This window comes from Variovorax sp. OV084, from assembly GCF_900111625.1.
Classification (GTDB): Bacteria; Pseudomonadota; Gammaproteobacteria; order Burkholderiales; family Burkholderiaceae_C; genus Variovorax.
The window spans coordinates 317497-342354 of the sequence record NZ_FOII01000002.1; the positions used below are offsets into that span (position 1 = coordinate 317497).

At 68.2% G+C, this 24858-nt stretch carries 21 protein-coding genes; 19 read left to right on the plus strand and 2 right to left on the minus strand.

Annotation, left to right across the window (positions count from 1 at the left end):
• Nucleotide 1 precedes the first annotated feature (1 nt).
• On the plus strand, nt 2-763 hold the full coding sequence (locus tag BMW87_RS07800) for an anti-sigma factor (RefSeq protein ID WP_093075638.1): 762 nt from the start codon (nt 2-4) through the stop codon (nt 761-763).
• A 101-nt stretch (nt 764-864) separates the two neighbouring features.
• Nucleotides 865-1623 carry an SGNH/GDSL hydrolase family protein gene (locus tag BMW87_RS07805; protein WP_093050382.1) on the plus strand — a complete coding sequence of 253 codons (759 nt, stop codon included), beginning with the start codon at nt 865-867 and terminating at the stop codon, nt 1621-1623.
• Nucleotides 1624-1633: 10 nt separating this feature from the next.
• On the opposite strand, the gene opgC is transcribed toward BMW87_RS07805, so the two are convergent.
• Nucleotides 1634-2776, minus strand: coding sequence for an OpgC domain-containing protein (gene opgC / locus BMW87_RS07810; RefSeq protein ID WP_093049285.1), 1143 nt, complete (start codon nt 2774-2776; stop codon nt 1634-1636).
• 265 nt (nt 2777-3041) lie between these two features.
• Here opgC and BMW87_RS07815 point away from each other — a divergent pair, with 265 nt between their 5' ends.
• The 8 genes from BMW87_RS07815 to BMW87_RS07850 all read left to right on the plus strand — a co-directional run bounded on the left by BMW87_RS07815 (nt 3042) and on the right by BMW87_RS07850 (nt 15509).
• Nucleotides 3042-9023, plus strand: coding sequence for an alpha-2-macroglobulin family protein (locus tag BMW87_RS07815; RefSeq protein WP_371258802.1), 5982 nt, complete (start codon nt 3042-3044; stop codon nt 9021-9023).
• Between the two features lie 73 nt (nt 9024-9096).
• Nucleotides 9097-9786: a hypothetical protein gene (locus BMW87_RS07820; protein ID WP_093049279.1), complete on the plus strand. Its 690-nt coding sequence runs from the start codon at nt 9097-9099 to the stop codon at nt 9784-9786.
• 109 nt (nt 9787-9895) lie between these two features.
• A complete protein-coding gene (locus BMW87_RS07825; protein WP_093049273.1) occupies nt 9896-10264 on the plus strand; it encodes a nuclear transport factor 2 family protein in 369 nt (122 codons plus the stop codon).
• A gap of 47 nt (nt 10265-10311) precedes the next feature.
• On the plus strand, nt 10312-11229 hold the full coding sequence (locus tag BMW87_RS07830) for a LysR family transcriptional regulator (RefSeq protein ID WP_093049270.1): 918 nt from the start codon (nt 10312-10314) through the stop codon (nt 11227-11229).
• A 144-nt stretch (nt 11230-11373) separates the two neighbouring features.
• Nucleotides 11374-12054: a DUF4286 family protein gene (locus BMW87_RS07835; RefSeq protein WP_093075641.1), complete on the plus strand. Its 681-nt coding sequence runs from the start codon at nt 11374-11376 to the stop codon at nt 12052-12054.
• A 37-nt stretch (nt 12055-12091) separates the two neighbouring features.
• Complete coding sequence (locus BMW87_RS07840) at nt 12092-13417, plus strand: MFS transporter (RefSeq protein WP_177192748.1); 1326 nt, start codon at nt 12092-12094, stop codon at nt 13415-13417.
• The gene (locus BMW87_RS07845; protein ID WP_093075642.1) at nt 13417-14160 is read left to right on the plus strand and encodes a DUF2848 domain-containing protein; all 744 of its coding nucleotides are present in this window, start codon (nt 13417-13419) and stop codon (nt 14158-14160) included. Before BMW87_RS07840 ends, BMW87_RS07845 begins: the two co-directional genes overlap by 1 nt.
• Complete coding sequence (locus BMW87_RS07850) at nt 14160-15509, plus strand: amidase (protein WP_093075644.1); 1350 nt, start codon at nt 14160-14162, stop codon at nt 15507-15509. Before BMW87_RS07845 ends, BMW87_RS07850 begins: the two co-directional genes overlap by 1 nt.
• 1 nt (nt 15510) lies before the next feature.
• Here the strand turns inward: BMW87_RS07850 and BMW87_RS07855 are convergent, their stop codons facing one another.
• The gene (locus BMW87_RS07855; protein ID WP_093075645.1) at nt 15511-16419 is read right to left on the minus strand and encodes a LysR substrate-binding domain-containing protein; all 909 of its coding nucleotides are present in this window, start codon (nt 16417-16419) and stop codon (nt 15511-15513) included.
• A gap of 185 nt (nt 16420-16604) precedes the next feature.
• Between BMW87_RS07855 and BMW87_RS07860 the strand changes: the two genes are divergently transcribed.
• From BMW87_RS07860 to BMW87_RS07900, 9 genes are read left to right on the plus strand one after another with little or no spacing between them, the layout of a single operon-like run.
• On the plus strand, nt 16605-17669 hold the full coding sequence (locus BMW87_RS07860; protein ID WP_371258798.1) for an ABC transporter substrate-binding protein: 1065 nt from the start codon (nt 16605-16607) through the stop codon (nt 17667-17669).
• A gap of 6 nt (nt 17670-17675) precedes the next feature.
• Entirely contained in the window at nt 17676-18746 is a 1071-nt protein-coding gene (locus tag BMW87_RS07865) for an ABC transporter ATP-binding protein (protein ID WP_093075647.1), read from the plus strand.
• The gene (locus tag BMW87_RS07870) at nt 18739-19617 is read left to right on the plus strand and encodes an ABC transporter permease (protein WP_093049256.1); all 879 of its coding nucleotides are present in this window, start codon (nt 18739-18741) and stop codon (nt 19615-19617) included. The genes BMW87_RS07865 and BMW87_RS07870 overlap by 8 nt, the downstream gene beginning before the upstream one ends.
• Before the next feature lie 16 nt (nt 19618-19633).
• A complete protein-coding gene (locus BMW87_RS07875; RefSeq protein ID WP_093049254.1) occupies nt 19634-20428 on the plus strand; it encodes an ABC transporter permease in 795 nt (264 codons plus the stop codon).
• Nucleotides 20429-20488: 60 nt separating this feature from the next.
• A complete protein-coding gene (locus tag BMW87_RS07880; protein WP_093075648.1) occupies nt 20489-21625 on the plus strand; it encodes an NAD(P)/FAD-dependent oxidoreductase in 1137 nt (378 codons plus the stop codon).
• Nucleotides 21615-21980, plus strand: coding sequence for a (2Fe-2S)-binding protein (locus tag BMW87_RS07885; RefSeq protein ID WP_093075650.1), 366 nt, complete (start codon nt 21615-21617; stop codon nt 21978-21980). The genes BMW87_RS07880 and BMW87_RS07885 overlap by 11 nt, the downstream gene beginning before the upstream one ends.
• Nucleotides 21970-23349, plus strand: coding sequence for an NAD(P)/FAD-dependent oxidoreductase (locus BMW87_RS07890; protein WP_093075651.1), 1380 nt, complete (start codon nt 21970-21972; stop codon nt 23347-23349). The genes BMW87_RS07885 and BMW87_RS07890 overlap by 11 nt, the downstream gene beginning before the upstream one ends.
• Nucleotides 23346-24503 carry an NAD(P)/FAD-dependent oxidoreductase gene (locus tag BMW87_RS07895; protein ID WP_093049242.1) on the plus strand — a complete coding sequence of 386 codons (1158 nt, stop codon included), beginning with the start codon at nt 23346-23348 and terminating at the stop codon, nt 24501-24503. Before BMW87_RS07890 ends, BMW87_RS07895 begins: the two co-directional genes overlap by 4 nt.
• Nucleotides 24500-24853 (plus strand): RidA family protein, encoded by a 354-nt coding sequence (locus tag BMW87_RS07900; RefSeq protein ID WP_093049240.1) that lies wholly within the window; start codon nt 24500-24502, stop codon nt 24851-24853. The genes BMW87_RS07895 and BMW87_RS07900 overlap by 4 nt, the downstream gene beginning before the upstream one ends.
• The last annotated feature ends 5 nt before the right edge of the window (nt 24854-24858 follow it).

Consider the following 24858-nt stretch of genomic DNA (forward strand, 5'->3'; position numbering starts at 1 on the left):
AATGAACCTCATCGCCCACCCCGAACTGCTCGAACTGCTGGCCGCGAGCCATGCGCTCGGCACGCTGCGCGGCGGCGCCCGACGCCGCTTCGAAGCCCTGGCCCGCGAACAGGCGCCGGTGCGCGCCGCCGCGCTGGTCTGGCAAGGCCGGCTCGCGGGCATGACCGAGCTGCAAACCTCGGTCGCGCCCGACCCGGCCGTGTGGACCCGCATCCGCAACATGATCGACGCCGAGCAGTCGGCACTCGCCATCGAACGGCAACGCGATGCCGCCAATGCCAAGGCCGACAGCGAGCCGCGCCAAGGCGGCTGGCTGCGCAGCCTCACGCTGTGGCGCGGCGCCACCGCCGCCGGCGCGCTGGCCACGGTGCTGGCCGTGGCGGTCGGCCTGAACCTGCGCGACCAGCTGCACAACGCCCCGGCGGTGCAGTACGTGGCCGTGCTGAGCGACGACAAGGACGCAGCCTCGATGCTCGTGACCTTCGACCCCAAGAAAAAGCAGCTGGTGCTTCAGCGCGTGGGCGGCTTCAATGAAGGCAACGACAAGTCGCTGCAGCTCTGGGCCCTGCCGCCGGGCGGCGCGCCGCGATCGCTGGGTGTGCTCGACAACGCCCCGGGCCTGCGCCTCGCGGCATCGGAGTCCGACGTGCATGCCGTGCCTGCGCTGGCCATCACGCTCGAAGCCAAGGGCGGCGTCCCGCCGGGCAGCGGGCCGAAAGGACCGGTCCTGTTCAAGGGCGCGCTCATCGAGAAAACCATCTAGGCGAGACCCGGCTGTCAACGATCACGGCCCCTTGGGCGTCGTGATGGAAAATCCGCCTACCGCTCGCTCCCCGCCCTTCTTCCGTTCTTCCGATGCATTCGATGAAAACCGCGCTGGCCGCGATCGCCCTGCTCGCCGCAGCGCTCACAGCGCACGCCCAGTCCAGCTTCTTCCCCCAGGAATCCGAGACGGCCGCTGCCGAGGCCGCGGCCGCGCGCGACTACCTGGCCGCCAAGGACCGCTGGCACAACGAGCTCGCGGCTTTTGCGCGCGCCGACCAGGAACGCTTTCCCGCGCCCGGCGGCGTGGTGTTCGTCGGCAGTTCCACGGTGCGCATGTGGACCCGCCTGCAGCAAGATTTCGCGCGCGTGCCCGGCGGCGTGATCAACCGCGGCTTCGGCGGCTCGACGCTGCAAGACTGCAGCCTCTTCGCGCGCGACCTCGTGGTGCGCTACAAGCCCCGGCAGGTGATGGTCTATGCGGGCGACAACGACCTGGCCGAGGGCCGCACGCCGCTGCAGGTGCTCGACAGCTTCGCGCGCTTTGCCAACGCGGTGCGCGCCGAGCTGCCGGATGCGCGCATCAGCTTCATCTCGGTCAAGCCCAGCCCCTCGCGCGAGCAGTTGATGCCGCAGATCCGCGAGACCAATCACGTGATCTCGGCCTACCTGAACCTGCTGCCCAACAGTGAGTTCATCGATATCTACACGCCGATGCTCGGCGCGGATGGCCGCCCGCGCATGGAGCTGTTCCGGGGCGACAGGCTGCACATGACGGACGAGGGCTACCGGCTCTGGCACTCGGTGATCGCGCCGCACCTGCCTGTTCCGCCCGCGCCGCCGACGGCCAGCCTGCCCTGAACCTGGGCGCTCAGGCCGGCGCGGGCTCCGACGGCACGTCGTCCGCCGGCGGCGGCACGTCCGCCCCACGCGTGAAACGCGCCACGAAGTACATCCCCGAGAACACCGCCAGCAGCAGCAGGCCGTCGCCCCACCATGGCCGCGCCGTCTGGCTGTCGCCGTAGAAGGCCAGCACCAGCAGCACCGCCACCAGGTGCGCGCAGAACACCGGCAGCGAGGCCGAGCCCATCGCCTCCAGCCAGCGTAGCCGCGGAATGCGCCGCATCAGCCAGGGCCCGAAGCGCACCGCCAGGATGCCCAGCGCCACCAGGTTCACCAGCCGCAGCGGCCCGAGCTGCCATTTGTCGAACAGCAGGTTCAGCTCCACGTCGCCGCCGAACGGCGCCTGCCCGTTGATGCCGGTGTGGCGCCAATAGACGCCGTACAGCGCGATGCCCGCCGCCAGCACCAGCAGCCACGCCGGAAAGCGCAGCGGCCGGGCTTCCGGCCCGTTGCGGGTGGCGCCGATGCACAGCCCCGCGAACCACAGGAACTGCCAGGCGTAGGTGTTGAACGCGCCCATCTCGTGGAACGGCACCGGCACACCCAGGTAGCGCTCTGCCAGCCCGTAGACCCATTCGCTGAGCCCGAACTGCGCCGCCGCCCACACGGTCGCGCTTGCCACCATCACCCAGGTCCAGCCATGGCGCATGGCGAAGGCCAGCACCCAGGGGCTCAAAAGCATGAAAAAGATGTACATCGGCAGGATGTCGAGCAGCGCCGGCTCGTAGATGAGCAGCAGCCCGAACAGGAAGCCCTCACGCGGCTCCGCCAGGTAGTAAGACACCAGGTTCTTCACGGCCGGCTGGTCGATGTGCAGCCCCACCGCCGCGATCACCGTGAACAGGAACAGCAGGATCGCCGCCTGGCACAGGTAGACCTTCAGCACGCGCCGCCAGAAGGCCTGGCGCATCGAATCGACCCCGCGCAGATAGCCGATGCGGCTGTACACCAGCCCGGCCACGAAGGCCGACAACAGCACGAAGCCCTCTGCCGCCGAAACGAACCCGAAAGGCTGGCCCAGCGGATCGGTCAGCCGGGTGGGAAGGTGGGTGACGGTCATCAGCACGAGCATCAGCCCGCGCAAGGCGTCTATTTCCCAGTAGCGTTTCATCGGTCGGCGGCGAGGTCTTGGTGGCGGTCCGCGCGGCGCACGCACGACAGCGGCTGATTGTAAGAAGGCCGGTGTAAAGACGTTCCGGGGTGCGCGCGAATGACACCGTCGTAGTGAGCGCACCTCCGGACAGCGCCGACGGCCTATGACTGTTGGCACTGCCGAAGCGTCGCGCAAATCGGCTACGCTGCGCGCTGCCTCAAGGTGGAGATACAAAAAAGTGAACCGTTTCCTTCCAACATTGCTCCTGGCCGGCGGCGTCCTCATGGCCGGCCCGGGCTTTGCCCTCCAGATCACCAGCCTCACGCCCCAGGGCGAGGTCGCGCGCGTACGCCAGGTCGTTGCCAAGTTCGACCAGGCCGCCGTCAACTTCGGCGACCCCAAGGCCCCCGCCCCGCTCACGGTGAGCTGCACCGACGCGCAGGCCGCCAAGGGCACGGGCCGCTGGACCGACGCCAAGGCCTGGGTCTACGACTTCGAGAACGACCTGCCGCCCGGCGTGCGCTGCACGGTCACCCGCATTCCCACCTTCAAGCCCGCCAGCGGCGAGCTGACCGGCCCCGAGCGCTACCAGTTCAACACCGGCGGCCCCTTCGTGCGCAACTACATGCCGGGCAGCTACAGCCGCATCGACGAACAGCAGATGTTCGTGCTCGAGCTCAACGGCGCGGCCACGCTCGACAGCGTGCGCCAGAACATCTGGTGCGCCGCCGACGGCGTGGGCGAGCGCATTCCCGTCAAGCTGCTCGACGGCGAGCAGCGCGCAGGCCTGCTCAAGGCCTTCGGCCGCGACAAGGCGGCCGAGAAAGACCCGCTGCGCTTCGTCACCATGCAGTGCAACCGCACGCTGACGCCCGGCGCCAAGGTGCAGGTCGTCTACGGCAAGGGCGTGGCCACGCCTTCCGGCGTGCCCAACAACGTGGAACGCCGCCTCGACTTCCAGGTGCGCGAGCCCTTCGCCGTCTCGTTCACCTGCGAGCGCGAGAACGCGCAGGCCGCCTGCCTGCCGCTGCGCCCGATGCAGCTGACGTTCAATGCACCGGTCACGCGCAAGCTGGCCGCGCAGATCCAGCTCAAGGGCGACAAGACCATCAAGGCCAAGCTCGAGAACGAGGGCGGCACGCAGAGCGACGATGACGTGGTCAACGGCGTGAGCTTCGAGCCGCCGCTGGCCGAGAGCACTCAATACAGCATCGAGCTGCCCTCCAAGTTCGAGGACGCCTCGGGCCGCCCGCTGGCTTCGCCCGGCACCTTCCCGCTGAAGGTGGCGACCGGCATGATGCCGCCGCTGGCCAAGTTCGCCGCCTCGCCCTTCGGCGTGGTCGAGCGACTGGCCGAGCCCGACACCCCGGCCATGATGCCGGTCACCGTGCGCCGCGTGGAGCCGAAGCTGATGGTGAACGCCCTCACGCCCGGCAAGGTGAGCGACATGAACCCGAAGACCGACGCGGAAATCATCGCGTGGTTCCGCAAGGTGCGCCGCTACGACAGCTTCACCATCTCGCGCGAGCAAGCCCGAAAGGACGTGAAGGGCCCGCTGCCGCCGGTCATCGACAAGGACGACCGCACCACGCTGCAAACGCGCATGCTGTCGCTGCTGGCGGGCCAGTCGGGCGTGAAGGCGCTCGACATGCCCAAGTCGGACGCCGGCGATCCGCGCCCCTTCGAAGTCATCGGCATTCCGCTGACTCCCGGCTTCCACGTGCTGGAAATCGCCTCGCAGAAACTCGGCGAGGCGCTGCTCGATGAGCGCTACAACGCCGGCCGCACGATGTACGTGCGCACCACCGCGCTGGCCACCAACCTGGCCGTGCACTTCAAGCTGGGCCGCGAGAACTCGATGGCCTGGGTGACCACGCTCGACAAGGGCAAGGTCGTGGCCGGCGCCGAAGTGCGCGTGTCCGGCTGCGACGGCAAGGCCGTGGCCAGCGGCACCACCGATGCGAACGGCATCGTCATGCTGAACGGCGTGTCGCCGCAGCCGCCGTCGTGCAACGGCCCGAACGAATACGAAACGGGCGCCTGGTTCGTCAGCGCCCGCGCCAAGGACGACAAGGGCGTCGAAGACCTCGCCTTCACCTGGAGCGACTGGCAGCGCGGCATCGAGCCCTGGCGCTTCAACGTGCCGACCAACCTGCAGGCCGAACCCGATCGCGTCGCCCACACCATCTTCGATCGCACGCTGCTGCGCGCCGGCGAAACGGTGTCGATGAAGAGCCTGATCCGCACGCAGACCAGCAAGGGCTTCGGCCTGCCGGAGAACCGGCCCGACACCCTCGTCATTACCCACACGGGCAGCGGCCAGCGCTTCACGCAGCCGCTGAACTGGCGCAAGACGGCCACCGGCGGCCTGAGCGCGGAGAACACATTCCCCATTCCACCGGCAGCCAAGCTCGGCGTGTACGAGGTGATGCTGCGCACCGGCAAAGGCAAGGATGCCAACGGAGAAGGCGAGTCCGACGGCGACGAGGACTACGCCCGCAGCTTCAGCACCGGCATGTTCCGCGTCGAGGAATTCCGCCTGCCCGTGCTCGAAGGCCGCATCTCGCCCACCGAGAAGAAGCCGCTGGTGGCAGCCACCAGCGTGCCCACCGACGTGCAGATCAACTACGTTGCCGGTGGCGGCGCCGCCAACCTGCCGGTGCGCGTGTCGGCCATGGTGCGCGGCAAGGCCCTGAGCTTCTCCGACTACGACGCCTTCAGCTTCAACCCGCCGCGCGCCACGCAGGGCGACGGCACCGAGGCCGCCACACCGGCCGCGGACACGAGCGCCGGCGAGGAAGACCTCAACAGCGTGAACGACACCCGCGTGATCGCCGACAAGCTGCCGCTCACGCTGAACAAGGACGGCGGCGGCAAGGTCACCATCGACAAGGTGCCCAAGGTCAAGGCCGCGCGCGAGCTGCTGCTCGAAGCCACGTACGCCGACCCGAACGGCGAGGTGCAGACCATCCGCAGCACGCAGACGCTGTGGCCCGCATCCGTCATCGCCGGCATCAAGACCGAGGGCTGGGTTTCCACCGCCCAGAAGCTGAAGTTCCAGGCGCTCGCGCTCGACCTCACGGGCAAGCCCCAGGCCAACGTAACGCTCAACGTGCGCGCCGTGGCGCGCATCACCACCACCAGCCGCAAGCGCATGGTGGGCGGCTTCTACACCTACGACAACAAGACCGAGACCAAGGACATCGGCACCGTCTGCAGCGGCAAGAGCGACGCACGCGGCCTGCTGCTGTGCGAGTCGGAGCTGAAGGAAGCCGGCGAAGTCGAACTCATTGCCAGCGCCACCGACAGCGACGGCCGCGACGCCAAGGCCGTGAGCTCCGTCTACGTGACGAAGCAGGGCGAGCTCTGGTTCGGCGGCGAGGACAACGACCGCATCGACGTGCTGCCCGAGAAGAAGAGCTACCAGCCCGGCGAAGTCGCCAAGTTCCAGGTGCGCAGCCCCTTCCGCTTCGCGACCGCGCTGGTCGCGGTGGAACGCGAAGGCATCATCGAAACGCACGTGGTGCAGCTCGACGGCAAGGACCCGACCGTCACCCTGCAGGTCAAGCCCGAGTGGGGCCCGAATGCCTACGTGAGCGTGCTCGCCCTGCGCGGCCGCCTGCGCGAAGTGCCGTGGTACAGCTTCTTCACCTGGGGCTTCAAGTCGCCGCGCGAGTGGTGGACGGCCTTCTGGTACGAAGGCAAGGAATACGTGGCGCCGACCGCCATGGTCGACCTGAGCAAGCCGGCCTACCGCCTCGGCATGGCCGAGATCCGCGTCGGCACGCGCGCCCACCAGCTCGACGTGACCGTCACCAGCGACAAGCCCAGCTACCCGATCCGCAGCAAGGCGCAGGTCACCATCAGCGCGAAGCTGCCCGACGGCAAGCCGGCGGCAGGTGCCGAAGTGGCGCTGGCCGCGGTCGACCAGGCCCTGCTGGAGCTGATGCCCAACGACAGCTGGAACCTGCTCAACGCCATGCTGCAGCGACGCAGCTGGGGCGTGAGCACCTCCACCGCGCAGATGGAAATCGTCGGCCGGCGCCACTACGGGCGCAAGGCCGTGCCCGCGGGCGGTGGCGGCGGCAAGGGCCAGACGCGCGAACTGCTCGACACCCTGCTGGTGTGGAACCCGAAAGTGGTGCTCGATGCCAACGGCCAGGCCGTGGTGACGGTGCCGCTGAACGACGCGCTCACCACCTTCAAGATCGTGGCGGTGGCCGATTCGGGCACCAGCCTGTTCGGCACCGGCCAGGCCAGCATCCAGGCCACGCAGGATCTGCAGATCATCAGCGGCCTGCCGCCGCTGGTGCGCGAGGACGACCAGTTCCGCGCGCAGATCACGCTGCGCAACACCACGCAGAAGCCGATGAAGGTCGAGGCCACGCCGCGCGCCACCCTGCTCACGCTGGAGCCGCAGACCGTGGACATTCCGGCCGGCGAGGCGCGTGAAGTGGCATGGACCGTGACCGCGCCCGCGCAGCTCGCGCAGACGCGCGCCGAAGCCATCCTGTGGGAGATCGAGGCGAAAGACATCATCAGCGGCGCGCAAGGTGCGAGAGATGCGCTCAAGGTGCGCCAGCGCATCGTGCCTTCGGTGCCGCTCACGGTGCAGCAGGCCACGCTGGTGCAGGTCGATGGGCCGTTCACGCTCGACGTGGCACCGCCCGCCGACGCCCTCCCCGGCCGCGGCGGCCTCAAGCTGTCTCTGCAGCCCAAGCTGGCCGAAGGCCTGCCAGGCGTGCGCGACTGGTTCGCGAACTACCCCTTCATCTGCCTCGAACAGAAGACCAGCAAATCGGTCGGCCTGCGCGACGCGAAGATGTGGCAGGGCGTGCTGGCCCAGCTGCCGACGTACCTCGACAGCGACGGCCTGGCCAACTACTTCCCGCCGCGCGACGGCGAGGCCAACCGCGGCAGCGACATCCTCACGTCGTACCTGCTCGCGGCGACGAACGAGGCCGCGCAGCTCAACCCGGCCTTCGCGCTGGCCGACGACGTGCGCGCACCGATGGAGTCGGGCCTGATCGCCTTCGTCGAAGGCCGCATCACGCGCGAGTTCTGGAGCCCGCGCAAGGACCTCGACGTGCGCAAGCTCGCCGCGCTCGAAGCGCTCTCGCGCTACGGCAAGGCCAAGGGCAGCATGCTCGGCAGCATCACCATCGCGCCGAACCAGTGGCCCACCAGCGCGGTGATCGACTGGCTCAACATCCTCAAGCGCGTGAACGACGTGCCGCAGCGCCAGCAGCGCCTGGACGAAGCCAACAACGTGCTGAAGGCCCGCCTCTCATACCAGGGCACCAAGCTGATCTTCAGCACCGAGCAGGACGACTACTGGTGGTGGCTGATGACCAACGGCGACGTCAACACCGCCCGCCTGCTGCTCAGCGTGATGGACGACCCGAGCTGGAAGGACGACATCGGCAAGCTCGCCAACGGCTTCATCGGCCGTCAGCAGAACGGCGCATGGCACACCACCACCGCCAACCTGTGGGGCGGGCTGGCGCTGGAGAAGTTCAGCAAGGTGTTCGAAAGCACGCCGGTGGCCGGCGTCACTGCCGCCACGCTCGGTGCAGTGAAGGCCCAGGTCAACTGGAGCCAGGTCGAACGCGTGAAGACCAGCGACCCGGCCGGTGCACCGAACCAGACCACCTTCTTCGGCGCGCCCGCATCGCCGGGCAACCTGAAGAACAACACGATGTTCCTGCCGTGGGCAGCATCGCCGTCGGGCGCACCGGTGCGCGACACCCTGCTGGTAACGCAGCAAGGCACCGGCAAGCCGTGGCTAACGCTGCAGTCGATTGCCGCCGTGCAGCTGAAGGCGCCGTTCGCGGCCGGCTACGCCATCAAGAAGACCATCACGCCGGTCGAGCAGGCCACCGCCGGCAAGTACACGCGCGGCGACGTGCTGCGCGTGACGCTGGAGGTGAACGCCAGCGCCGACATGACCTGGGTCGTCATCAGCGACCCGATTCCTGGTGGTGCCACCATCCTCGGCGGCGGCCTCGGCCGCGACTCGCAGATCGCCACCCAGGGCGAGAAGAAGTCGGGCGCCGGCTGGGCCGCCTTCGAGGAACGCAGCTTCGAGGCCTTCCGCAGCTACTACGAGTACCTGCCCAAGGGCGTGGTGAAGATGGAATACACCGTGCGCCTGAACAACGTCGGCGACTTCGCGCTGCCGCCAAGCCGCGTCGAGGCGATGTACGCGCCGGAGATGTTCGGCGAGGCGCCGAATGCACGGGTGAAGGTGGAGGCGGCGAAGTAACAATTTAGCGGTCATCGCTTCTTCACCGGCGGTCGTCACCATCGCGGCGAACCAACAACCTGGAGGAAAGATCATGGGTCTGGCTGTCTGTGTCGGCATGCTCGCCGAATTGCTCGAAGACGATCCCGAAAGCGCCGAGGGCTTCGAGGAAGAACTGGCCGAAGCCAACCGCGTGCTGGCCGCCGCGGGGCTTCCCCAGCACACGGAGCCACGCGAGCCGATGGAGCTCGACTCGCGCGCTTCGATCGACGGCTTCCCGTATTCCTTCATCCACTACCTGCGCCGCGCCTACGCCCACCGACTGCTCTCGCCCGACTGGGTAGCGACGCCGCTGCCGGACGACGTCGACCCCACGGCCGACCCGAAGATCCAGGCGCTGCTCGACGGCTCGGCAAGCCACCTGCTGTGCCACTCGGATGCGGAAGGCTTCTACGTTCCCATCGATTTCAAGGATGTGCTGTTCGACGGGGATGACAGCTGCGAAGAGGATGACGAGGACGACGAAGACGAGGAGGAAGAGGAAGCCGGCCTCCCCGGCGGCATGCTCGGCTCGTCCTACCGCCTGCTCGAAGAACTCGTGTTCGTGGCTCCGGCCCTGGGCATCCACCTCGACAACGGCAAGCTCTCGGACGAGGAAGCGGAACGCATCGACGCGCTGATCGAGGAAGACGGCGGCCTGTACCGGGAATACGTGTCTTGGCTGCTGCTGTATGAATCGGCGCGGCTGAGCATTGCGCACAAGACGGCGATTGTTTTCTGCTGACGCCGTCACTGAACCCCGGCTGACCGCGACACAGGCAGTGTTGAACGCCCTCTGACGCGCCCATCGGCCTAAACTGCTTTCCCACCCGCCCCTTCCCCAGGAGACAACCATGACCACGCTCGAAATCGCGAACAAGCTCGTCGCGCTGTGCAGAGAAGGAAAGTTCGAGGACGCGAAATCGCTCTACGCCGATGACGCGGTGAGCGTCGAGGCGGGCGCCCCGCCCGGCCAGCAGCGCGAAGCCGTCGGCCTGGCAGCCATCGAGGCCAAGGGCAAGTGGTGGAGCGACAACCACGAAGTGCATTCGTTCAAGATCACTGGCCCCTGGCCGCATGACGACCGCTTCATCGTCGGCTTCGATTTCGACGTGACCATGAAGCCCACGGGCCAGCGCTTCCAGATGGAAGAAGCAGGCCTCTACACCGTCAAGGACGGGGCCATCGTGCGCGAAGAGTTCTTCTATTCGATGGGCGGCTGAGGCGCCCCGGGGGCACGAACACCGGCAAAATGCCTGCAGGTGCCCCCATGAATACACGATTTGTAGAAGCCTTTCTCTGGGCCGCACGGCTCGGCAGCTTCCGCGCGGCGAGCGACCGGCTCCACATCACGCAGGCGGCGGTGTCCAACCGCGTCGCCTCCCTCGAAGAAGACATCGGCGCGCGCCTGTTCGAACGCGATGCGCGCGAGCTGCGGCTCACACCGGTCGGCGTGCGGCTGATGGACTACGGCGAGCGCCTGCTCGAGTTGCGCCGCGAGATCGTCTCGCTCGGCCGTCCGCGCGAAGACATCCTCGGCCTGGTTCGCATCGGCGCCATCGAGACCGTCGTCCATACCTGGCTGCTGGGCTTTCTCACCAACCTGCGCTCCACCTACCCGGGCATCGAGGTGCAGCTGACCTCCGAGACCACGCTGGCCCTGCACCGAGGCCTGCGCGAAGGCGCGCTCGACATCGCGCTGCAGACCGATCACATCGCCGGCGCGGGCATCGTGAGCACGCCCTGCCTGCCGATGCCCATGGGCTGGGTCGGGCCGCCCGGCGCCGAGCCCATGCAGACGGTCGAGCAGTTGCTGCGCCAGCCCGTGCTCACGATGAGCCCCGGCTCGCAGCCGCACGAGGCGCTGAAGAACCTGTTCCGCGCGGCCGGCATTCCGCTGGGCAAGGTGCACTGCGTGAGCTCGATCTCTGCATTGGCGCGGCTGGTGAAGGCGGGCTTCGGCAACGCGCTGGTGCCGCTGCCGCCCTGCTATGAATACGTGGCCATCGGCGACGTGCGGATCATCGAGTGCGACGCGCTCATCTCGCCGCAGCGCATCGTGGTGAGCCACCTCGAAGCCGCAGACTCCGACGCCATCCGGCTCGTGGCCGAGCTGGCGTGCCGCGCTTCCGACCAGTTCACCACGTCGGCAATCGCACCAACCTGGAGCGCATCGGCAGAGGGTTAACCCTCAAAACAGCGCATTTCGGCCCCGAAAAGGGGCCAGTAATTCTTGTGGCTGTAGCCCAGAAAAACTCGTTTGTGACAGTTCGACCCCGCGACGGAAGATCGCGCCTTCATTTTTCGAAGGCCCGCCTGCTCTTCCGCCGCCATGAACACACCTGACCTTTCTTTCCCCGCAGCGAACGCGAACGGCCTGCTGTTCGTCGCTTCCGATGTCGAGCCGGCCGACGATGCCGACTTCAACCGCTGGTACGACCAGGAGCACGTGGAAGAGCGCGTGCGCATCCCCGGCTTTCTCTCGGGCGCGCGCTACTTCTCGCTCGAAGGCGGCCGCAAGTACCTCGGGCTGTACCGCACCGAATCGCTGGCGGTGTTCGGTTCGCCCGGCTACCGCGCCGCTTTCGAGAAGCAGACGCCGTGGTCCATCGCCAACCTCGACCGCATGCGCCAGCCAGTACGCCGCGTCTGCGCCGTGCGCGCCGTCACGGGTTTCGGCAGCGGCAGCCACGTGGTCGTGCTGCCCCTGCCGGTGGCCGCCGACGCTGAAGCGCTGGTGCAAAGCGCAGAGCGCACCGGCCTTCAGCTGAAGAAAGAGCAGGCAGGCTTCGTGCAGTCGTACCTGCTCGTGCCCGACACCGCGCTCAGCACGCCGCTGCCGCGCGAATCCACCGAAGGCCGCGTGCTGCAGCCGATGCTGGTGATCGAAACCAGCAGCGCCGCTGCCGCACGCACCGCACGTGCCACGGCCGCCGGCGCCTTCGATGCCGACCCCACCACAGGCTGGCTGCTCGCTCTCGGCTGGAAGCTGAGCGCGGCCGAGCTGGGCTGACCCGACTTCCATCTCCTCCCTGAACAAAGGTATTCCGATGACCGAACATGTTCTCCCCGCTGCGGCCACCGCAGCCACGCCGCCCGCGCCCGGGTCCGCCAAGATGGGCCGCCTGGCCATGGCCAGCTCCATCGGCACCACGCTGGAGTGGTACGACTTCACCGTCTACAACATCATGGCCGCGCTGGTCTTCAACGCGGTGTTCTTCCCGTCGTTCGACCCGCTCACCGGCACCATCCTCGCGTTCTCGACCTATGCGGTCGGCTACATCTCGCGTCCGCTGGGCGGCATGGTGTTCGGCCACCTCGGCGACCGGCTGGGCCGGCGCTTCGTGCTGGTGGCCACGCTGGTCATCATGGGTGTGTCCACTGGCCTGATGGGCCTGCTGCCCACCTATGCGACCTGGGGCATCTGGGCGCCGGTGGCACTGGTTGCGCTGCGCTTCGTGCAGGGCGTGGCGCTCGGCGGCGAATGGGCCGGCGCGGTGCTGCTGTCGATGGAACACGGCAAGCCCGACGAGCGCGGCCGCAACGCCTCGTTCACGCAGGTCGGCCCGTCGTGCGGCACGCTGATCGGCACCGGCTTCATCGCCATCGTGTCGGCCTGGCTGAGCCCGGAAGAGTTCCAGGCCTGGGGCTGGCGCCTGCCGCTGATCTCCAGCGTCGCGCTGGTGCTGTTCGGCCTGTGGCTGCGCCGCGGTGTTGACGAGACTCCCGTGTTCCGCGAGATGGAAGAGAAGAAGGCCACCGCCAAGACCCCCATCAAGGAAGTGTTCACCCAGCACTGGCGCAGCCTGCTGGTGGCCGGCGGCTCGCGCATCGGCTCCGACGTGCTGTACGCGCTGGTGGTGGTGTTCACGCTGACCTACGTGACGACGGTGCTGCACCTGTCGCGGCCGCTGGCGCTCACCGCCACGATGATCGGCGCGGCCTGCAACGCGATTGCAGTGCCGTGGTTCGGCAGCCTGTCTGACCGCATCGGCCGCCGGCCGGTCTACATTGCCGGCGCGCTGCTGGGCATGGTGTGGGCCTTCGTGTTCTTCGTGCTGATGGACAGCGCGCAACTGGTCGCCATCTGCGCGGCGGTGGTGGTTGGCCTCTTGATCCACGCAATGATGTACGGCCCGCAGGCCGCCTTCGTGACCGAGCAGTTCCCCGGCCGCGTGCGCTATGCGGGCGCCTCGCTGGCCTACACGCTGGCCGGCATCGTGGGCGGTGGCTTCGCGCCGCTGATCATCGCGAGCCTGTTCAAGTCGTGGGGCACCACGGTGGCCGTGTCGTTGTACGTGGTGGCCGCACTGGGCCTGACGCTGATCGCCCTCGTGGTGGCCCGCGAAACCGCCAAGCGCCCACTGGAGAACTGATGACGACGAGCATGCATTCCCCTCTGCACTCCCCCCTGCGCTTCGCCTGCGAGAGCATTGCCGACGACGGCACCCGCTCTACCGCCCTGCACAGCATCGCGCCCCGTGCGCTGGTGGTGGCGGGCTGGACCGGCCGCGACATCGCTGCCATCGAGCACCACATCGAAGAACTGGTGGAGCTCGGCGTGCCGCGCCCTTCGAGCGTGCCGCTGTACTACCGCGTGGCGGCCCAGCTGCTGACGCAATCGCCGGCCATCGAGGCGCTGGGCGACCAGAGCTCCGGCGAGGCCGAGCCCGTGTTCTTCTTCTCGCAGGGCGAGTGGTGGCTGAGCGTGGCCTCTGATCACACCGACCGGCATGTCGAGAGCTATTCGGTGGCCGTTTCGAAGCAGATGTGCGCCAAGCCCGTGGCCGAGACCGCATGGCGCTGGCGCGACGTGCAGGCGCACCAGGACTCACTCGAACTGCGCTCGCGCATCTTCGAGGATGGCCGCTGGACCGACTACCAGCGCGGCACGCTCGCATCGATCCGGCCGCTGGCCGCGCTGCGCGACGGCATGCCCGGCGCCGGCAGCGCACCCGAGGGGCTGTTCATGACCTGCGGCACGCTGGGCGCACTGCCCAACGCGAAGGGCGAAGGCATCCGCCCCGCCGGGCAGATGGAAATCGAACTGCACGACCCGAAGCTGCAGCGCCGCATCGTGCATCGCTATGCGGTGGAAGCGCTGCCGGTGGTGGCGTGATGAAAGACGTCTTCACCATCGCAGCCCTGCGCGAACGCATCGCGCGCGGCGAGCTGTCGCACGAGGCACTGATCGAACAGGTGCTCGAAGCGGCCACGCAACCCGCTGCCGAGCACGTCTTCACGCGGCTCTACGCCGATGCCGCGCTCGCTACAGCCCGGCACGCCGATGCGGCGCGCAAGGCCGGCATCGAACTCGGCCCGCTCGCCGGCCTGCCCGTGTCGGTCAAGGACCTCTACGACGTGGCCGGCGAGACCACCATGGCCGGCTCCGCCGTCTGCGCAGGCGAGCCGCCGGCCACGCGCGACGCAGTCGCCGTGACGCGGCTGCGCACGCAAGGCGCCGCCATCGTCGGCAAGACCAACATGACCGAGTTCGCGTTCTCGGGCGTGGGCATCAACCCGCACCACGGCACGCCGCACAACCCGGCCGACGAAGCCACGGCGCGCATCCCGGGTGGTTCGTCGTCGGGCGCTGCGGTGTCGGTGGCGCTCGGCCTCGCTGTCGCGGGGCTGGGCTCGGACACGGGCGGCTCCATCCGCATTCCTGCCGCGCTGTGCGGGCTCGTGGGCTTCAAGAGCACCCAGTCGCGCGTGCCGCGCACCGGCGCCTTCGAACTGGCGCGCTCGCTCGACACGGTCTGCGCCATGGCCCGCAGCGTGGAAGACTGCCTGATCGCCGATGCGGCCATTGCCGATGCACCGCTCGCGGTGCGCCGCCGCCCGCTGCAGGGCATGCGCCTTGCCGTGCCGCGGACGATGATGTTCGACGATATCGAGCCCGCAGTGGCGCACGCCTTCGACCGCGCGCTGCAGGCCCTATCGGCCGCTGGCGCGCAGATCGTGGACATCACGCTGGCCGAACTCGCCGAGATCGCGACCGTCAACGCGCCCGGCGGCTTCTCGCCGGTCGAGGCCTCTGCGGTGCACCGCGAGCGCTTCGCCGCAAAGCGCAGCGGCTTCGATTCGCGCGTGGCCGCCCGCATTGCGCTCGGCACCGAAGTGCGCGCCGCCGACTACATCGCCATGCAGGACCGCCGGCGCGACTGGATCGGCCGCGTCGAACAGGCCATCGAAGGCTTCGACGCCCTCGTGTGCCCGACCGTGCCGATCGTCGCGCCGCCCATTGCGGCGCTGGCGGAAGACGCCGCCTTCTTCAAGGCCAACGGCCTACTGCTGCGCAACACCTTCGCGATCAACCTGCTCGACGGCTGCGCCTTCAGCCTGCCCTGCCATGCGCCGGGCAAACTGCCGGTGGGGCTGATGCTGGCCTCGGTGCGCGGCGACGACGCACGGCTCGCGGCGGTGGCGCTGGCTGTGGAGGCTGCGCTGCCCGAATCCGGAACGTAAATCAGGGGCTGACGAATCTCGGGTCGAGTTGCGCCACGGCGAACTTGCGCACGTGATCGACGAAGGCGCTCACCAGCAATGACGAGCTCCGCCGCACCGGCGTGAGCACGGAAAAATCCGTCACCATTTCCGGCTCGAAGGGCAGGAAGCTCAGGCCCTGGCCGGCGTGCTCCAGCGCGGTGATCGGGTCCACCAGCGACACGCCGAGGCCGGCAGCCACCATGGCGCAAACGCCGGCCGACACCTGTGTCTCGACCTGCAGCTTGCGCTCGATGCCGTAGGACGCGAAGAGCGCGTCAACATGCAGCCGCGATTCGATCACATGCGGATGCGAGACGAAGTGCTCGCCAGCCAGGTCCGGAGGACGGATCACCTTTTTCTTCGCGAGCCGGTGATCGCTGCGCATCACGCAGACCATCCGGGTCGCGATCAGCCGCTCACCGTGCGTGCTCGAATGGCTTACCGGCAGGATGACGAATCCGACGTCGCAGCGCTCGCCCACCACCAGGTCCACCACCGTGCGCGAGGAATGGTTGGCGAGCGACACCCGGATGTCGTTGTGCTCGGCCAGGAAGCCCGCAATTGCGCGCGGCAGGAAAGACAGCGCCAATGCCGGCGCGGCGGCAATGCGCAGCGCGCCGCGCTGCAGCGACCGGATCTCCTCGGCGGTTCGCGCAATGCGCTCCATGCCGAGCAGCGAGCGCTCGACCTCCTCGTTCAGCGCCTCGGCCTCCGCGGTGGGTTGCAGGCGCCCCCGCACACGCAGGAAAAGCGGGAAGCCCACGCTTTCCTCCAGGTCGGCAATCAGCCGCGTGACGGCAGGCTGCGACACGTGCAGCGACTCGGCCGCGCGTGTCACGGTTTGCCACAGCATCACGGCGCGAAAGGCCTCCAATTGACGAATCTTCATGTCGGGCACTCCATACATGAATGTTATGGCCTTCTGAAAAAAAACGATTGTTCAGCGAACAAACGCATCGTTAATCTGCGTTCTTCGAGTGAAACGAACTGCGGAACCCATTCTGGTGCACCATAAGAGAAACGCATCACGATAGGGAAAACCCGGACTTTTTGGTGCGCAACAAAGGAAATCCCATGATGCTTCGTCCCGTTTCCGCGGCCGTGAATGCGGCGCTGTCCACCGTGCTGGCCTTCTGCGCCCTTGCCGCAGCAACCATCGCGTCAGCCCAGCAGCCGACCACGCTCTACGTCGGCTCCTACGGCGGCTCGACCGAGAAGGCCTTCAAGGAGAAGCTGATCCCCGCGTTCGAGGCTAAGCACAACGCCAGGATCGTCTACGTGTCGGGCAACTCGACCGACACACTGGCCAAGCTGCAGGCACAAAAGGGCAAGCAGGAACTCAACGTCGTGCTGCTCGACGACGGCCCGATGTACCAGGCCGTGCAGTTCGGCTTCTGCGACAAGCTGGGCAACCAGCCGGTGCTGAAAGACCTGTACTCCGTCGCACGCATGACCGACAGCGCAGTCGGCGTGGGCATCGTCGCCGCCGGCATCGCCTACAACACCGAAGCCTTCAAGAAGGCGAACCTGCCTCCGCCGGATTCGTGGGAGGTGCTCACCGACAAGCGCTTCAAGCAGAAGGTCGCGATCCCGCCGATCAGCAACACCTACGGCCTGCAGACGCTGCTGACCTTCGCCAAGCTGCGCAAGGGCGGCGACAAGAACATCGACCCGGGTTTCACGGCAATGGCGCGCGAAGTCGGGCCCAACGTGCTGGCGTGGGAACCGTCGCCGGGCAAGATGACCGAGCTGTTCCAGAACAACGACATCATGCTGGCCGTGTGGGGCAGCGGCCGCGTGCAGGCGCTGAAGGACACGGGCTTCCCGGTGCAATTCGTGATTCCGAAGGAAGGCGCGCCGGCCCTGCTGATAGCTGCCTGCCCGGTGGCGCAGAACACCGCCCCGGCGCTCTCGCAGGCCTTCGTCAACTACCTGCTGACGCCTGAAGTGCAAGCCATCCTCGCCGACACGCAGGGCTGGGGCCCGGCCAACTCGACCACCAAGCTGGCACCGGCAGTGGCGGCCAAGGTGCCGTACGGCAAGGAACAGATGGACAAGCTGCTGCCCACCGACTGGACGCTGGTCAACGAGAAGCGCGCCGAGTGGACCAACCGCTGGAACCGCACCGTCGAACGCTGAGCAAGCATGACCTTCCTTCAACTCGATCAACTCGGCAAGACCTTCGGCGACTTCCGCGCCGTGGAGAGCCTGAGCCTGGACGTCGAGCGCGGCGAGTTCATCTCGCTGCTCGGCCCCTCGGGCTGCGGCAAGACCACCACCCTGCAGATGGTGGCGGGCTTCGTCGAGCCGACGCGCGGACGCATCCGCCTGAACGGCGCCGACATCACGGCCATGCGGCCGGAGAAGCGCGGCATGGGTGTAGTGTTCCAGAGCTATGCGCTGTTTCCGCACATGACCGTGGCCGACAACATCGGCTTCGGCCTCGAGATGCGCGGCATGCGGGGCGCCGAGAAGTTGAAACGCATCGACGAGACGCTCGAGCTCGTGCGGCTGCCGGGCCTGGGCAAGCGCTATCCAAAGGAACTCTCGGGCGGCCAGCGGCAACGCGTTGCCATCGCCCGTGCGCTGGCGGTGCGCCCCGAGGTGCTGCTGCTCGACGAGCCGATGTCGAACCTCGACGCGAAGCTGCGCGAGGACATGCACGTCGAGCTGCGCGGCATCCAGCGGCACCTTGGCATCACCACGATCCTGGTCACGCACGACCAGGTCGAGGCCATGACCATGAGCGACCGCATCGCGGTCATGCACGGCGGGCGCATCGTGCAGCTCGCCACGCCCTACGAGGCGTACGAGCGACCCGAATCCGCATTCGCCTCGTCCTTCCTCGGCAAGACGAACGTGCTGAAAGGTGTCGTCGAAGCCCGCAACATGCGCTGCTGCGAAGTGCGTGTCGGCGATTCGCTGCTGCACGTGCCGCACCAGGAAAAGCCGCTTGCGCGCGAGGTCAACGTCTATGTTCGGCCCGAGAAGGTGAAGCTTGCGCCGGCCTCGGCCGCGAACGGCATTCCGGCCACCATCCGCACGAGGCTCTTCCTGGGCAACCACTGGCTGGTCGAGGTCGACAGCGCGCTCGGGCCGATGCGCGTAAGCCATCCCAACATCGGCGCGGTGCCACCGGCCGAAGGCGAAGCCGTCGCGCTGCACTGGCTGGACGACGACCTGCGCCTGCTCGACACGGAGGCCGCGAATGGCTGAGGCAGCCTCCGGGCCGCGCGCGGGTTCTGCGCCCTGGTTCCTCAGCGCGCCCGCGCTGCTGCTGTTTCTCGGGCTGCTGGTGATTCCGCTCGCGCTCACCGCGGTGTTGTCATTCCATTCGTTCGACGGCACGCGCGGTGTGCTGCCGGATTTCACCGCGCGCAACTACTTCGAAGTTTTCTCGGACCCGTACTACTACGAGATCTTCCTGCGCACGGCCGGCCTGGCGCTCGCGGTCACGCTGCTGTCGGTGCTGTTCGGCGTCCCGGAAACCATCATCCTGTCGCGCATGAAGGCGCCGTGGCGCGGCATCTTCCTGATCGTCATTCTTGGCCCGCTGCTGGTCTCGGTCGTGGTCCGCACGCTGGGCTGGGCCATCCTCATGGGCAACAACGGGCTCATCAATGCGGGCCTGCGGGCGCTCGGCCTCACGGACGAACCGGTACGCCTGCTGTTCACGATGACCGGGGTGGTCATCGCGCTCACGCACGTGCTGATGCCGTTCATGGTGATCTCGGTGTGGGCCTCGCTGCAGAAGCTCGATCCGCAGGTCGAGAACGCGGGGCTCTCCTTCGGCGCGGCGCCTTTCACGGTGTTTCGCCGGGTCATCCTGCCGCAGATCCTGCCAGGCATCCTGTCGGGCGGGATCATCGTGTTCGCGCTGGCGGCCTCGGCCTTCGCCACGCCGGCCATTCTTGGCGGGCGCCGGCTCAAGGTGGTGGCCACGGCCGCGTACGACGAGTTCCTGAGCACGCTGAACTGGCCGCTGGGCGCGTCGATCGCGATCCTGCTCCTGGTGGCCAACGTCATCGTCATCGCCGGCTTCAACCGCTGGCTCGAGCGGCGCTACGCACAGGTCTTCGAAGGCTGAGAAAAAGAGGCACGACATGCGCAAGAACGGACTGCTCTCCCTCGTCTACCACGCGATCTTCATCGCCTTCATCCTGGCGCCGCTGGTCGTGGTGGTGCTGGTGTCGTTCACAGGCAAGGGCTACATCTCGCTGCCGACCGACGGCTTCTCGCTGCGCTGGTTCCGCGCCATCGGCGGCGCCACCGAGCTGGTCAACGCGTTCTGGATCTCGCTCTGGCTCGGCCTTGCGAGCGCGACCGTCGCCGTGGTGCTGGCAGTGCCGGCCGCGCTGGCGCTGGTGCGCTACCGCTTTCCGGGGCGCGGCGTGCTCGCGGCCTTCTTCATGTCGCCGCTGATGATTCCGCATGTGGTGCTGGGCGTGGCGTTCCTGCGCTTCTTCACCACGGTGGGCGTGTCGGGGTCGTTCGCGTGGCTCGCGCTGACGCACGTGGTGGTGGTCATGCCCTACGCACTGCGGCTGGTGCTGGCCTCGGCCACGGGCCTCGATCGCGATGCAGAGAAGGCCGCGCTCTCGCTCGGCGCGAACCGCATGACCGCGTTCCGCCGCATCGTGCTGCCGCTGATCCTGCCGGGCGTGGTCGGCGGCTGGATGCTCGCCTTCATCCAGAGCTTCGACGAGCTCACCATGACCGTGTTCGTCGCCACGCCGGGCACCACGACTCTGCCGGTCGCCATGTACAACCAGATCGCGCAGACCATCGACCCGCTGGTGGCGTCGGTATCGACCGTGCTCATCGCCGGCACGGTGGTGCTGATGGTGCTGCTCGACCGCCTCGTCGGTCTCGACCGCGTGCTGATCGGCAAGGGCTGAGCGCGCCCTGCCCGCCTCTGCCCATCTGCTCGCATCCGGGCATTTCTTTTTCTGCATTCCATGAACACAAGTGATTTGATCGTCGTCGGCGGCGGCCTGGTCGGCACCGCGCTGGCCTACGGCGCGGCGCGCAACGGCACTCGCGTGACCGTCCTCGACGAGGGCGACGATGCCTTTCGTGCGTCGCGCGGCAACTTCGGACTCGTATGGGTCCAGGGCAAGGGCTTCGGCATGACGCCGTATGCGCGCTGGACGATGAGGTCGGCCGCGCAATGGCCGCAGCTCGCCGAGGCACTGAATACCGACACCGGCATCGACGTGCAGCTGCGCCAGCCCGGCGGCTTTCATTTCTGCTTTTCCGACGAGGAGATGCAGGCACGCGAAGCGCGCATGCGCAGCATCAGCGACGCGCTCGACGGCAACTACTCCTTCGAAATGCTGGACCACGCATCGCTCAAGGCACGGCTGCCCGGCATCGGGCCCGCGGTCGCCGGCGCGAGCTATACGCGGATGGATGGCCACGCCAATCCGCTGAAGCTGCTGCGGGCGCTGCACGCGGCCTGCCGCCATCACGGCGTGCGCTTCGCGCAGGGCAGCCGGGCGATGCGGATCACGCCGCAGGCCGGCGGCTTCGAGATCGAGGCCGGCACGGCCATATGGCACGCGCCGCGCGTGGTGCTCGCGGCCGGCCTCGGCAACCGCGAGCTGGCGCCGCAGGTCGGCCTCTTTGCGCCAGTGCAACCCAACCGGGGCCAGGTGCTGGTCGGCGAACGCGTCGCCCGCTTTCTCGACCATCCGACCACCTACGTGCGCCAGACGGACGAAGGCACGATCCAGCTCGGCGATTCGCTCGAGGACGTCGGCCTCGACGACGGCACGACCGCCGACGTACTGAGCACCATCGCGCGTCGCGGCGTGCGCAGCTTTCCGGTGCTGGAGAGCCTGCGGCTGGTGCGCGCATGGGGCGCGCTGCGGGTGATGACGCCCGACGGCTTTCCGATCTACCAAGCATCGACGCAGTGCCCTGGCGCATTCGTCGTGACCTGTCACAGCGGCGTGACGCTGGCCGCCAACCATGCGTTCTCCATCGCGCCGTGGATCGCCGGCAGCGCCGGGGACGGCGCACCGGCCGGCATCGAATCTTTCAGCGGTGACCGCTTCCTCAACGGCAACGAGACCTTCCAACATGCCCACTAACGTCCGCTTTCGCTCCCTGGTTCCGGCCGATGCTTCGCCGCGCGGCGAGCCGATGGTCAACCTGTTTTTCGATGGCCGTGGCCTGCAGGCTCCGGCCGGTTGCAGCGTGGCCGCGGCCCTGCTCGCCAACGGTGTCTCTACCTTCCGCACCACGCCCGTGAGCGGGGCGCCGCGCGCGCCCTACTGCATGATGGGCGCGTGCTTCGATTGCCTGGTCGATATCGACGGCCAGCCCAACCGGCAGAGCTGCCTCGTCGCGGTGGCCGAAGGCATGCAGGTAAAGACGCAGGCCGGCCTGCGTTCCTTCGACGGCGCTGATGCCGTGATAGCCGAAGAGGCCGCGCATGTCGAATGAACGTTGCGACATCGCCATCGTTGGCGCCGGACCGGCCGGCATGTCGGCCGCCATCGTTGCCGCGCGGCTCGGCGCCAGCGTCGTCGTGCTCGACGAGCAACGCGGTGCGGGCGGGCAGATCTATCGCGCCATCACCGACGCGCCGGCGCGCCGGGTCGACCTGCTCGGGCCGGACTACGCCGCCGGCCGCTCGCTCGCCGATGCCTTCGCTGCAAGCGGCGCCCGGCACCTGACCAACGCCGCCGTCTGGCAGGTGACGCCCGACGGCGCTGTGCATTACCTGCGCGACGGCGCGACCTCAACGCTGCAGGCCGGACGCGTCGTGCTCTGCTCGGGCGCCATGGAGCGTCCGTTCCCGATCCCGGGCTGGACGCTGCCGGGCGTGCTCACCGCTGGCGCTGCGCAAATCCTGCTGAAGAGCGCCGACGTGGTGCCGGCCGAGCCCGTCGTGCTCGCGGGCTGCGGACCGCTGCTCTACCTGCTCGGCTGGCAGTACGTGCGCGCGGGCGTGCCAATTCGCGCGCTGGTCGACACGACGTCGATGGAAGACTACCGCCGCGCGCTCTCGCACCTCGGCGGCGCGCTGGCCGGCTGGCGCTACCTGAAGAAAGGGCTGTCGCTCATGCGTGTGCTGAAGCGCGCCGGTGTGCCCTTCCACACCGGTGCCGAGAACCTCGCAGCGGAAGGCGATGACGGCGTGGAGGCGCTGCGCTTCACGGCCGGCGGCAAGGCGCATCGCATCGAAACCTCGACCCTTCTGTTGCACCACGGCGTGGTGCCGAACACGCAATTCACCTGGTCGCTGCGGGCCAGACACACGTGGGACGATGCACAACTGTGCTGGCGGCCCGAGGCGGATGCCTGGGGTGCACTCGACGTGCCCGGCATCCACGTCGCCGGCGACGGCCTCGGCATCGGTGGTGCGCTGGCGGCGGCGCAGCAGGGCGAGCTTGCGGCGCTCGGCGCGATGCACGGGCTCGGCCGGATCACCACCGCGGAGCGCGACAAGCTTGCCGAGCCGCTTCGCGCGGCGCTGCGCGAGCACCTGCGCATCCGCCCCTTCCTCGATGCGCTGTACCGGCCCAAGAAGGCCAACCGCATTCCGGCAGACGACGTGATCGTGTGCCGCTGCGAGGAAGTCGCTGCCGGCGCCATCCGGCATTTCGTGGCGCTCGGCTGCGACGGACCGAACCAGGCGAAGGCCTTCGGGCGTTGCGGCATGGGCCCGTGCCAGGGGCGCCAGTGCGGCCTGACCGTGACCGAGCTGATCGCGGACGCGCGCGGCGTGACGCCGGCCGAAGTGGGCTACTACCGCATCCGGCCGCCGATCAAGCCGATCTCGCTGGGCGAGCTCGCGGGCGCGGAATGAAGCGATCGGCGGATGTGATCGTCGTTGGCGGCGGCCTGCACGGCCTGTCGAGCGCGTTGCATCTTGCGCAGCGCGGGCTGGCGGTCATCGTGCTCGAAGCCGAGTTCTGTGGCCGCCATGCTTCCGGCGTGAATGCGGGCGGCGTGCGAACGCTCGGGCGCCACGTCGCCGAGATTCCGCTCGCGCTGGCGTCGCGAACAATGTGGCACCGGCTGGCCGAACTCGTCGGCGATGACGCGGGTTTTGCGCCCAGCGGCCAATTGAAGGTTGCCGAGACCGATGAGGAACTGCAGACGCTGCGCGACACCGTTGCGCGTCTGCATTCGCTTGGCTTCGGCCATGAAGAACTCGTCGACGCCAAACAGGTGCGCGAACTCGTGCCCGCCATTGCGCCGCACGTCGTCGGCGGCATCTGGGTGCGCGATGACGGCCATGCCTTGCCGTACCGCGCCGTCACCGCATTCCGGCTGGCATCCCAGCGCGCCGGCGCAGAAGTGCACGAGGAGACGCGCGTCGAACGCATCGACCATCGCGCCGGCCGCTGGCACGTGGCAACCACGCGTGGCAGCTTCGATGCCACCCATCTGGTCAACGCCGCCGGTGCCTGGGCCGGCACGCTGGCCGCGCAGGCCGGTGACCCGGTGCCGGTCGAAGGGGGCGGGCTGATGCTCATGATCACGCACCGTGCACCGCCCTTCGTCACGCCGGTGCTCGGCGCGACCGGCCGGCCGCTGTCCTTCAAGCAGTTCGCGAACGGCACGGTGCTGATCGGCGGTGGGCTGCGCTGCACCGCGGACCTCGACGCGCGGCATGGCATCGTCGACATGCCGAAGCTCGCCCGCAGCGCGCGCACGGTGACCGACTTGTTCCCGCACCTGAAGCCGCTGGGCGTCAACCGCGCCTGGGCCGGCGTCGAGGCCTTCATGCCCGACGGTATTCCCGTGATCGGCCCGAGCCGCGCGGCGCCGAACCTCGTGCATGCCTTCGGCTTTTCTGCGCACGGCTTCGAGCTCGGGCCGATCGGCGGGCAGATCGTTGCCGAGCTCGTGACCGAAGGCCGCAGCACGCTGCCCATCGAAGCCTTTGCCGTCGACCGCTTCGCGCGTCGAGCGGCCGCAACTTTTCAACCACTCCAGCAAGGACAACCATCATGAGCGACATCCAGCGCTACGACTCCAACGCACGCCTTTCCCGCATCGTCGTGCACAACTCGGTGGTCTACGTCGCAGGCGTCACCGCGAACGACCGCAGCGGCGACGCCCAGGCGCAGGCCGCGGACATCCTCGCCAAGATCGACGGCTACCTTGCGAGCGTCGGCACGAACAAGTCGCGCCTGTTGTCGGTGCAGATCTGGCTGCAGGACATCGACCGAGATTTCGCCGGCCTGAACGCCGCCTGGGCAGAGTGGATTCCCGCCGATGCCATGCCCACACGGGCCACCTGCGAGGCCAGGCTGGCAGCGCCCGACCTGCGCGTCGAGATCATCGTGACGGCGGCGCTGTAGGGCGT

What these genes read in the sequence shown, in the direction of transcription:
- BMW87_RS07805 (WP_093050382.1), top strand. Translation starts at nt 865, where the DNA reads ATGAAAACCGCGCTGGCCGCGATCGCCCTGCTCGCCGCAGCGCTCACA.
- BMW87_RS07800 (WP_093075638.1), top strand. Translation starts at nt 2, where the DNA reads ATGAACCTCATCGCCCACCCCGAACTGCTCGAACTGCTGGCCGCGAGC.
- BMW87_RS07885 (WP_093075650.1), top strand. Translation starts at nt 21,615, where the DNA reads ATGCCCACTAACGTCCGCTTTCGCTCCCTGGTTCCGGCCGATGCTTCG.
- BMW87_RS07890 (WP_093075651.1), top strand. Translation starts at nt 21,970, where the DNA reads ATGTCGAATGAACGTTGCGACATCGCCATCGTTGGCGCCGGACCGGCC.
- BMW87_RS07825 (WP_093049273.1), top strand. Translation starts at nt 9,896, where the DNA reads ATGACCACGCTCGAAATCGCGAACAAGCTCGTCGCGCTGTGCAGAGAA.
- BMW87_RS07850 (WP_093075644.1), top strand. Translation starts at nt 14,160, where the DNA reads ATGAAAGACGTCTTCACCATCGCAGCCCTGCGCGAACGCATCGCGCGC.
- BMW87_RS07845 (WP_093075642.1), top strand. Translation starts at nt 13,417, where the DNA reads ATGACGACGAGCATGCATTCCCCTCTGCACTCCCCCCTGCGCTTCGCC.
- BMW87_RS07835 (WP_093075641.1), top strand. Translation starts at nt 11,374, where the DNA reads ATGAACACACCTGACCTTTCTTTCCCCGCAGCGAACGCGAACGGCCTG.
- BMW87_RS07860 (WP_371258798.1), top strand. Translation starts at nt 16,605, where the DNA reads ATGATGCTTCGTCCCGTTTCCGCGGCCGTGAATGCGGCGCTGTCCACC.
- BMW87_RS07815 (WP_371258802.1), top strand. Translation starts at nt 3,042, where the DNA reads ATGGCCGGCCCGGGCTTTGCCCTCCAGATCACCAGCCTCACGCCCCAG.
- BMW87_RS07840 (WP_177192748.1), top strand. Translation starts at nt 12,092, where the DNA reads ATGACCGAACATGTTCTCCCCGCTGCGGCCACCGCAGCCACGCCGCCC.
- opgC (WP_093049285.1), bottom strand. Translation starts at nt 2,776, where the DNA reads ATGAAACGCTACTGGGAAATAGACGCCTTGCGCGGGCTGATGCTCGTG.
- BMW87_RS07880 (WP_093075648.1), top strand. Translation starts at nt 20,489, where the DNA reads ATGAACACAAGTGATTTGATCGTCGTCGGCGGCGGCCTGGTCGGCACC.
- BMW87_RS07865 (WP_093075647.1), top strand. Translation starts at nt 17,676, where the DNA reads ATGACCTTCCTTCAACTCGATCAACTCGGCAAGACCTTCGGCGACTTC.
- BMW87_RS07900 (WP_093049240.1), top strand. Translation starts at nt 24,500, where the DNA reads ATGAGCGACATCCAGCGCTACGACTCCAACGCACGCCTTTCCCGCATC.
- BMW87_RS07830 (WP_093049270.1), top strand. Translation starts at nt 10,312, where the DNA reads ATGAATACACGATTTGTAGAAGCCTTTCTCTGGGCCGCACGGCTCGGC.
- BMW87_RS07855 (WP_093075645.1), bottom strand. Translation starts at nt 16,419, where the DNA reads ATGAAGATTCGTCAATTGGAGGCCTTTCGCGCCGTGATGCTGTGGCAA.
- BMW87_RS07870 (WP_093049256.1), top strand. Translation starts at nt 18,739, where the DNA reads ATGGCTGAGGCAGCCTCCGGGCCGCGCGCGGGTTCTGCGCCCTGGTTC.
- BMW87_RS07820 (WP_093049279.1), top strand. Translation starts at nt 9,097, where the DNA reads ATGGGTCTGGCTGTCTGTGTCGGCATGCTCGCCGAATTGCTCGAAGAC.
- BMW87_RS07895 (WP_093049242.1), top strand. Translation starts at nt 23,346, where the DNA reads ATGAAGCGATCGGCGGATGTGATCGTCGTTGGCGGCGGCCTGCACGGC.
- BMW87_RS07875 (WP_093049254.1), top strand. Translation starts at nt 19,634, where the DNA reads ATGCGCAAGAACGGACTGCTCTCCCTCGTCTACCACGCGATCTTCATC.